The organism is Pseudonocardia sp. (assembly GCF_035305885.1).
Lineage (GTDB): Bacteria > Actinomycetota > Actinomycetes > Mycobacteriales > Pseudonocardiaceae > Pseudonocardia.
This window is the reverse complement of record NZ_DATGOP010000129.1, coordinates 1-5,932: the sequence shown is the minus strand read 5'-3', so window position 1 is coordinate 5,932 and position 5,932 is coordinate 1. Positions and strand designations below refer to the sequence as shown.

The window sequence follows — 5,932 nt, the reverse complement described above, 5'->3', positions numbered from 1 at the left end:
GCGACGTCGAGATCGGCCGCTCCCCCACCCGACCCCACCTGCTCGCCTTCCGCGCCCCCGACGGCGTCGTCGTGGCCAACCTCAGCGGCGACGACACCCAACTCGGCGACCAACCCCTCGCCCCCTGGGAGATCCGGGTCGGCAGCCGCGCGTCCTGACGGCCCCCGGCCGGGTCAGCGGCGGCGGGCGGCGCGGCGCAGCTGCAGGATGCGCAGGCCGCCCGGGATAGCGACGAGCAGCAGCCCGGCGATGGCCGCGAGCAGCAGGGCCACGCCGGTGGGCAGGGTGCCCGACGCGCCCAGGAAGTTGATCTGTACCGGGGTGTTGTTCTGCAGGATGAAGATCAGCAGGAACAGCAGCACCAGCGCCGAGAGCACCATGCCCACCCACAGGACGCCGGTGCGCGAGCGCCGCGTCGGCTGCTCGACGGGCCGCCCCGCCCGCGCCTCGGGCCCGGACGGCGTCGGGACCGTCGGTCCCTCTCCTGCGACCGGGCGCAGGCTCGGCTGCGTGGGCGGGTCCTCGCGCGGGTCGGCCGGCCCGACGCTGCCGTAGGCGGGCGTGCCCAGGTTCATCGCCCGCGTCGGGTCGTCGCTCATCCCGGTCACCTCGCTCGATCGGCACCGTTAGTGACCACCTGGGAGTATCCCGCAACGACGCCCGCCACGCGACGCCGCGATCTTGTCAGTTGCGCCGCATCGGGACGTGGGCGACGCCGTCCCAGTCGTAGGACTCGCCCACCTGGCCGAAGCCGAACTCGCGGTAGAACCCGGCGAGGTGCTCCTGCGCGTCCAGCAGGCAGGTGCGGTCGCCGACCTCGGCGAGCGCGGCCTGCATCAGCTGGCGGCCGAAACCGCGTCCGCGCACCGAACGCGCCGTGCAGACCCGGCCGATCCGGAACTCGCCCGTCGACTCCCGCAGCAGGCGCAGGTAGCCGAGCACCGGCTCCGAGCGCCCGTCGCCACCCAGCCAGAAGTGCCGGGTGCTGTCCTCGAGGTCGCGGCCGTCGAGCTCGGGATAGGGGCACGCCTGCTCGACGACGAACACGTCCACCCGCAGCCTCAGCAGCTCGTAGAAGGTGTGAAGCGGCAGATCCGCCACGTAGGCGCGGTGGACCGCGGCCGTCTCCGTCTCGCTGCTCATCCGGCTTGCCTACCAGATCGGGTGAGCGCGCGCCGCGCCCGGCCGTGCGAGGCTCGCCGCGTGGTCCGAACCGTGATCGCCGCCGTGGCGGCGGCGCTGGCGCTGGGCGGCACGCCGCCCGCGGAACGCCCGCCGCTGCCCCTGCGCCCCGACGGGTACGGGGTCGCCCAGCCCACCCCGCCCGACCTCGTGGACCGCCGGTTCGCCACCCGCGACCTCCTCCCGCCGCCCCCGGACGGGCGGTTCGCCGCGACCGTCGCCCCGGTGCCCGACGACGTGCTCGCCCGCTCGACCTGGAAGCCCGGGTGCCCGGTCCCGCCGCAGGAGCTGAGGTACCTGACGGTCTCGTTCCGCGGCTTCGACGGGCTGCCCCACACCGGCGAGCTGATCGTCGCCGCTTCGGTGGCCGACGACGTCGTCTCCGTGTTCCGCGACCTCTACGCGGCCGACTTCCCGATCGAGGAGATGCGGGTCGTCGAACCCGCCGAGCTCACCGCACCGCCCACCGGGGACGACAACAACACGACCGCGTTCGTCTGCCGGCCCATCGTCGGCTCCACGCGCTGGTCGGCGCACGCGCTCGGGCTGGCGGTGGACGTCAACCCGTTCCAGAACCCCTACAGCGAGGCCGACCTGGTGCTCCCCGAGCTCGCCTCCGCCTACCTGGACCGCTCCCACCGGCGCCCGGGGATGATCTTCGACGGGGACCCGGTCGTCGCCGCGTTCGAGCGGATCGGCTGGACGTGGGGCGGGCGTTGGAGATCACCGGTGGACCGGCACCACTTCTCCCGGACGGGCACGTAGCGTGTGAACCGTGCGCCACCACGACCTCGTCGTCATCGGCACCGGCTCCGGCAACTCGATCGTCGACGAGCGGTTCGACCACCTCGACGTCGCGATCGTCGAGCACGGCGTCTTCGGCGGCACCTGCCTCAACGTCGGCTGCATCCCGACGAAGATGTACGTCTACGCCGCCGACGTCGCCGAGCTGGTCCGCCGGGCGAGCCGCTACGGCGTCGACGCCACGGTGGAGAAGGTCCGCTGGAGCGACATCCGCGACCGGGTCTTCGGCCGGATCGACCCCATCGCGGCGGGCGGGCGGGAGTACCGCGTGGAGCGGTGCCCGAACGTCACCGTCTACGAGGGGCACGCGCGGTTCAGCGGGCACAAGCAGCTCGCGGTCGAGCGCACCGACGGCTCCGGCACCGACGCCTTCACCGCCGACAAGATCGTGATCGCGGCCGGGAGCAGGCCGGTGATCCCCGACGTGATCGCCGGGTCGGGCGTGCCGTACGAGACGTCCGACACCGTCATGCGGATCGACGCGCTCCCCGAGCACCTGGTGATCCTCGGCAGCGGCTACATCGGCGCCGAGTTCGCGCACGTGTTCTCGGCGCTCGGTGCGAAGGTCACGGTGATCGGGCGCAGCAGCATCCTGCGCGGCCAGGACGAGACCGTCTGCGAGCGCTTCACCGAGATCGCCCGACGGCGCTGGGACGTGCGCCTCGGCCACGAGGTCACCGGCGTGCACGGCGGCCCCGGCGACATCGCGGTCGACCTGGCCGACGGCACCCGCGTGCAGGGCGACCTGCTGCTGGTGGCCACCGGGCGCCGGCCCAACGGCGACCGCCTCGACCTCGACCGGACCGGGGTGGCCACCCACCCCGACGGCCGGATCGTCGTCGACGACCAGCAGCGCACGACCGTCGACGGGATCTTCGCCCTCGGCGACGTGAGCTCCGCCTACCAGCTCAAGCACGTGGCCAACCACGAGGCCAAGGTCGTGGCGCACAACCTGCTGCACCCGGACGCCCCGCGGCGCAGCGACCACCGGTTCGTGCCCTCCGCCGTGTTCACCGACCCGCAGATCGCCTCCGTCGGGCTCACCGAGGCCGAGTGCCGCGCGAGCGGGCTCGACTACACGGCCGCGGTGCAGGAGTACGGCGACGTCGCCTACGGGTGGGCGATGGAGGACACCACCGGCTTCTGCAAGGTGATCGCCGAACGCGGCACCGGCCGGATCCTCGGCGCGCACGTGATGGGCGCCCAGGCGTCGACGGTGATCCAGCCGCTGATCCAGGCCATGTCGTTCGGCCTCGGGGCCCGCGAGATGGCCACCGGCCAGTACTGGATCCACCCCGCGCTGCCCGAGGTGGTGGAGAACGCACTCCTCGGTCTCGACCTTTGAAACCCGCCCCGAACGGGTAAGGTTCCCCTTATTCCGACATTCGAGGAGACATGCCCATGACCGTTGCCGAGAGCTCGACCCGACCGGCCGGGGCGGCGAAGCCGATCCTGGAAGGCCGTCGCGGGATCGCGCCGCAGATCGGCGTCTACGTCTTCGTGATCCTCCCCCTGCTCGCCCTCGTCGTCGCGATCCCCTTCGCCTGGGGATGGGGCCTCACCTGGACCGACGTCGTGATCGCCCTGGTGTTCTACGTGGCGAGCGGCCTCGGCATCACGGTCGGGTACCACCGCTACTTCACCCACGGCTCGTTCAAGGCGAAGCGGCCGCTGCGGTTCGCGCTCGCGCTGGCCGGCAGCCTCGCGATGCAGGGCCCGGTGATCACCTGGGTGGCCGACCACCGCCGCCACCACGCCTTCTCCGACAAGGAGGGCGACCCGCACTCGCCGTGGCTGTTCGGCACCGGGCCGATCGCACTCGCCAAGGGCTTCTGGCACTCCCACATGGGCTGGCTGTTCGACCGCGACAAGACCAACCGGCAGCGGTTCACCCCGGACCTGCTCGCCGACAAGGGCGTCCGGCGCATCGACAGCCTCTTCGTGCTGTGGTCGGCCCTCACGCTGCTCGTTCCCGCCGCGCTGGGCGGCCTGTTCACCCTGTCCTGGTGGGGCGCGCTCACCGCGTTCTTCTGGGCCGGGCTCGTGCGCGTGGGCCTGCTGCACCACGTCACCTGGTCGATCAACTCGATCTGCCACATGATCGGCGACGCGCCGTTCGCCGCGCGCGACCACTCCCGCAACGTGTGGCCGCTCGCCCTGCTGAGCTTCGGCGAGTCGTGGCACAACCTGCACCACGCCGACCCCACGTGCGCCCGCCACGGCGTGCAGCGCGGGCAGATCGACATCTCGGCGCGGGTGATCTGGCTGTTCGAGAAGCTGGGCTGGGCGTACTCGGTGCGCTGGCCCACCCAGCGGCGCCTGGCCAAGCTGGCCCGCGCCGCCGCCTGAGACCCCGCCCGGGCAACTTCAGGAAAGCCACATCCACGAAGCTGGGCTTCAGGAAAGCCACATTCCTGAAGCCCAGCACCGGGGGGTCAGCTCGCGGGGCGCTCGTCCTCCACCCGCGCCGTCGGCTTCGCCGGGTCCAGCGGGACCTCCGGCGGGGTCTCCCCCCGGATGTCGGCCACCAGCTTCGTCACCTCGCCCATGATCTTGGCGGTGGCGCCGTCGAGGGCGGTGCGGGTGCGCGGGCCGCCCAGCCACTCCGACAGGTCGACCGGCGGTCCGGCGACCACCGTGACCCGCTTGCGCGGGAACAGCCGGGGCTTGCCCGTGTGCGGCGGCAGGACGTCCTGGGTGCCCCAGTTCGCGACGGGGATGACCGGGGCGCCGGTGAGCAGCGCGATCCGGCCGATGCCGTTCTTGGCCTTCATCGGCCAGCCGTCCGGGTCGGCGGTGTAGGTGCCCTCCGGGTAGAACACGACGATCTCGCCGCGCTCGATCGCCGCGATCGCGTCGCGGTAGGCGTCCTTGGCGCGGACCGAGGCCCGGTAGACCGGGATGTGGCCGCCGCCCGCGAGCACGTTGCGGACGACCGGGGTCGACCACAGCTCCGACTTCGCCAGGAACCGCGGCATCCGGCCGTGGCAGATCGTGAACGCCACGTCGAAGATCGGGTCGGCGAACGAGACGTGGTTGATCGCGAGCAGCGCGCCGCCCGTCCGCGGGATGTGCTCACCGCCGCGGAAGGCGACCTTGGTGCCGAACATCGCGAACGGCCAGAGCACCGCGATCGCGAGGCCGAACCAGAACCCGGAGCCCCGCCACCGCCGGGTGAACGTGAGCCGCAGCTTCTGCCACTCCGAGAGCGGTTCCGGCGTCGTCACGGGTCTCCTCCAGGTCGGGCCGTCGAACCCCCCGATCATCCCACCCGACCCGGTGTGACCAGGCTCCCAGCGGGGCGGACCGTCAGCCGATGACCTCGATGGCATCCACCTGCAGCCGCGGAACGGTCGTGTTCCCGCCCATCCGGGTCGTGTAGGAGTAGGAGCCGAGCACGGTCACGTCGGCCCGGAACACGTCGTCCTGCACCACGTTCTCCAGCTGCGCGGCGCTGCCGGAGAAGGCGACGGTGGTGTCGTACTCGTAGCTCCTGCGCTGCCGTTCCCCGTCGACCCGGGCGAGGAAGCCCTCCGGTCCGGTGACGGCGTCGAACTGGAACACCTGCCCGTACACGGTGATCCGCTCGCCCTCGTGCGCGTCGGGGGACTTGGCGATCAACAGCCAGTCGCGCGACGACACCTGCCGGTGCGGCTCGGGCGCCGGTGGTTCGAGGGTCAGGTGGACGGCGTCGGTCGCCTGCTGGCACGTGCCCGCCCTCGGGTTCTGCTCGACCACCGCGTTCACCATCGGGGCGCGGTTCGCCGCGAACCGGACGTCCAGCGCCCCGGCCGCGGCCAGCGCCGCACCGGCCTCCTCGCCGGTCATGCCCACCAGGTTCGGGACCTGCACCTCGCAGGTCGCCCGGGCGGGCTCGGCGGGCGCCGTCGCGGGGGCGGCCTCCCCCGCGACGACCACGGGCGCGGCGCACCCGGCGAGTACGGCG

General features: G+C 72.7%; 7 protein-coding genes. 3 read left to right on the top strand and 4 right to left on the bottom strand.

The features are described 5' to 3' along the window. Positions 1–173: 173 nt before the first annotated feature. Together VKZ81_RS30025 and VKZ81_RS30020 are read right to left on the bottom strand one after the other, a co-directional pair. A complete protein-coding gene (locus tag VKZ81_RS30025; RefSeq protein WP_324245102.1) occupies positions 174–599 on the bottom strand; it encodes a lipopolysaccharide assembly protein LapA domain-containing protein in 426 nt (141 codons plus the stop codon). Between the two features lie 85 nt (positions 600–684). Continuing rightward, the gene (locus VKZ81_RS30020) at positions 685–1,143 is read right to left on the bottom strand and encodes a GNAT family N-acetyltransferase (RefSeq protein ID WP_324245101.1); all 459 of its coding nucleotides are present in this window, start codon (positions 1,141–1,143) and stop codon (positions 685–687) included. Between the two features lie 60 nt (positions 1,144–1,203). Between VKZ81_RS30020 and VKZ81_RS30015 the strand changes: the two genes are divergently transcribed. The 3 genes from VKZ81_RS30015 to VKZ81_RS30005 are packed head-to-tail and all read left to right on the top strand — an operon-like array spanning position 1,204 to position 4,335. Beyond that, positions 1,204–1,947: a M15 family metallopeptidase gene (locus VKZ81_RS30015; RefSeq protein ID WP_414709512.1), complete on the top strand. Its 744-nt coding sequence runs from the start codon at positions 1,204–1,206 to the stop codon at positions 1,945–1,947. Positions 1,948–1,957: 10 nt separating this feature from the next. After that, positions 1,958–3,331, top strand: coding sequence for a mycothione reductase (locus tag VKZ81_RS30010; RefSeq protein WP_324245100.1), 1,374 nt, complete (start codon positions 1,958–1,960; stop codon positions 3,329–3,331). 50 nt (positions 3,332–3,381) lie between these two features. Then, positions 3,382–4,335, top strand: a complete 954-nt coding sequence (locus VKZ81_RS30005) for an acyl-CoA desaturase (protein WP_414709511.1) — start codon at positions 3,382–3,384, stop codon at positions 4,333–4,335. 86 nt (positions 4,336–4,421) lie between these two features. Here VKZ81_RS30005 and VKZ81_RS30000 read toward each other — a convergent pair whose 3' ends face one another. Both VKZ81_RS30000 and VKZ81_RS29995 read right to left on the bottom strand, forming a co-directional pair. Next, positions 4,422–5,213, bottom strand: coding sequence for a lysophospholipid acyltransferase family protein (locus VKZ81_RS30000; RefSeq protein ID WP_324245098.1), 792 nt, complete (start codon positions 5,211–5,213; stop codon positions 4,422–4,424). Positions 5,214–5,295: 82 nt separating this feature from the next. Next, positions 5,296–5,932 (bottom strand): PASTA domain-containing protein (locus tag VKZ81_RS29995; RefSeq protein ID WP_324245097.1); only part of this gene is annotated, 637 nt, incomplete at its 5' end.

What these genes read in the sequence shown, in the direction of transcription:
- VKZ81_RS30025 (WP_324245102.1), bottom strand. Translation starts at nt 599, where the DNA reads ATGAGCGACGACCCGACGCGGGCGATGAACCTGGGCACGCCCGCCTAC.
- VKZ81_RS30020 (WP_324245101.1), bottom strand. Translation starts at nt 1,143, where the DNA reads ATGAGCAGCGAGACGGAGACGGCCGCGGTCCACCGCGCCTACGTGGCG.
- VKZ81_RS30005 (WP_414709511.1), top strand. Translation starts at nt 3,382, where the DNA reads ATGCCCATGACCGTTGCCGAGAGCTCGACCCGACCGGCCGGGGCGGCG.